This is a genomic window from Moraxella sp. VT-16-12 (assembly GCF_002224245.2).
Lineage (GTDB): Bacteria > Pseudomonadota > Gammaproteobacteria > Pseudomonadales > Moraxellaceae > Moraxella.
On record NZ_NKHK02000022.1, the window covers coordinates 1 to 1667 of the forward strand.

2 protein-coding genes are annotated in these 1667 nt (G+C 36.9%); both read right to left on the minus strand.

Annotated features, from left to right (window positions below; genetic code table 11):
• Positions 1–429: 429 nt before the first annotated feature.
• Positions 430–744: a pyocin activator PrtN family protein gene (locus CEW93_RS10555; RefSeq protein WP_089541159.1), complete on the minus strand. Its 315-nt coding sequence runs from the start codon at positions 742–744 to the stop codon at positions 430–432.
• Complete coding sequence (locus CEW93_RS10560) at positions 741–1559, minus strand: DUF551 domain-containing protein (RefSeq protein WP_146416670.1); 819 nt, start codon at positions 1557–1559, stop codon at positions 741–743. Before CEW93_RS10560 ends, CEW93_RS10555 begins: the two co-directional genes overlap by 4 nt.
• Positions 1560–1667 lie beyond the last annotated feature (108 nt).

Genomic DNA, 1667 nt, shown 5'->3' on the forward strand with positions numbered 1-1667 from the left:
TCTGCGTGTAGTATAGATGGCAAGCCACATGATGAGGTGCATGGGGTAGGCGGATTTATAATGCGTATACTTTTGAGAATATCTTTTGTGGCATAAGCGGTGGTGCATCTGGCTATCTTTGGTTGTATATTCTACCCATCCCCAAGATTTATACCATAAGAAAATTGTTTAAAAATGGCACAATAACAGCATAAACAAACACAATTACCAACAAGTAAGCACAAGTAAATAAACTGTAATTTTTAATATTAACCACTTAAATTTTAAGAGATTTTTGATAAATGACTGATTTTATGAAAGATAAGAGAATTAGCCTTGCCCCCATGATTGATTGGACGACTAATTTTTATAAAATATTGTTTTTAAAATAATTATCCTTACAAATTTTTATGTATGGTGTAATTATGGTGTACAAAAAAGCCCCTTTTTTCAAAGAGGCTTTTGGTTATGAGTTGCTTTATGGTCTAATATAGCTTCTTTTTTCAGCTTGTCAAGCCATGCCGCAAGACTTTCTATTGGGACATAATACTTGGGATTTTTTTCAGTACGAGTATTTAACGTAGCGAATCCAAACTTTTGAGCTTTGGCTTGACGATGAAGCTCAGTCTTACTAATCTTGCCTAGATAATCATCAGCAACACGTTCAAGTGGTATTATGGATTGAAAGTTGTATTGCATTGCAAGTAATTGCATGGTGGTTATGGGTTGTATATGTGCAATATTACCATCTGTGTAGGTTTTCATATCTCACCCCCACTCAACCGAATCAACGCCTCAGCATGAGCTATGGCGTTTGCCTTAGACAGGTGCAACATACCTGATGAAAGGTATCTGCAATCTGTTAAGTCGTCTTCCCATTCAAGTGCTGAATACAAGTCCACACTATTCACTGATGGCACATAGTAGGTTCTGCCATATTCCATCTCACCTTGATAGGCTTTGGGAAATGAAACATTGCCAATCGTAATCATCTCTTGGGCTAATTGGAATTGATATTCTCCATTTAGCAAACAAGAAATGGGGTAGTCATCTACATACAATCTGTCCCACCACTTGTCAGGGTCAGTATCTGTTTCATCATACACTCTGTATTCAACGGCTTTACCATTAAGTAGAGCCTGTAAGACTTCTTGTGGGGTCAGTAATTTAGTCATTTGTTTAACTCCTTTGTTGGTTGGGGTAACGGTTGTTAATGGGTAATGTGGAAACTCTGGTAAGGGTTGCCAGTACATAACTTTACACTGCCTTTGGGTGTAAAACATTTGGTCTTTGACATACCATCGTTTTTCAAATTCATTAAAATGTGCAGTACAATAATCAAATTCCAATTTTTCGCTTCGGTTGGTTTTATGTACAGCACAATAAGCAACCCAGTATTGGTCTGATATGGTTGGCAGCTCATCATCAACACTAATCCAACCATCACTAAAAATGACCTGCTTTAATTTGTCAATCTGACGTTGAACACAGTTATCGTGTGTATTATCATCAACAACACTATCAATCAGCTCATCAATTAAATTGCCGATGGTGGCTTGATTTTCTTTGGTATTTTGCATTTTTACTTCCTTATAAAAATTTAGATAGATGAAACACTTCTGCCAATATGTCCTTGTGATACATCTTAACCTTGCCCCATCTTGGGTCGGTGGTTTCTTGGTAAGGTA

What these genes read in the sequence shown, in the direction of transcription:
- CEW93_RS10555 (WP_089541159.1), bottom strand. Translation starts at nt 744, where the DNA reads ATGAAAACCTACACAGATGGTAATATTGCACATATACAACCCATAACC.
- CEW93_RS10560 (WP_146416670.1), bottom strand. Translation starts at nt 1,559, where the DNA reads ATGCAAAATACCAAAGAAAATCAAGCCACCATCGGCAATTTAATTGAT.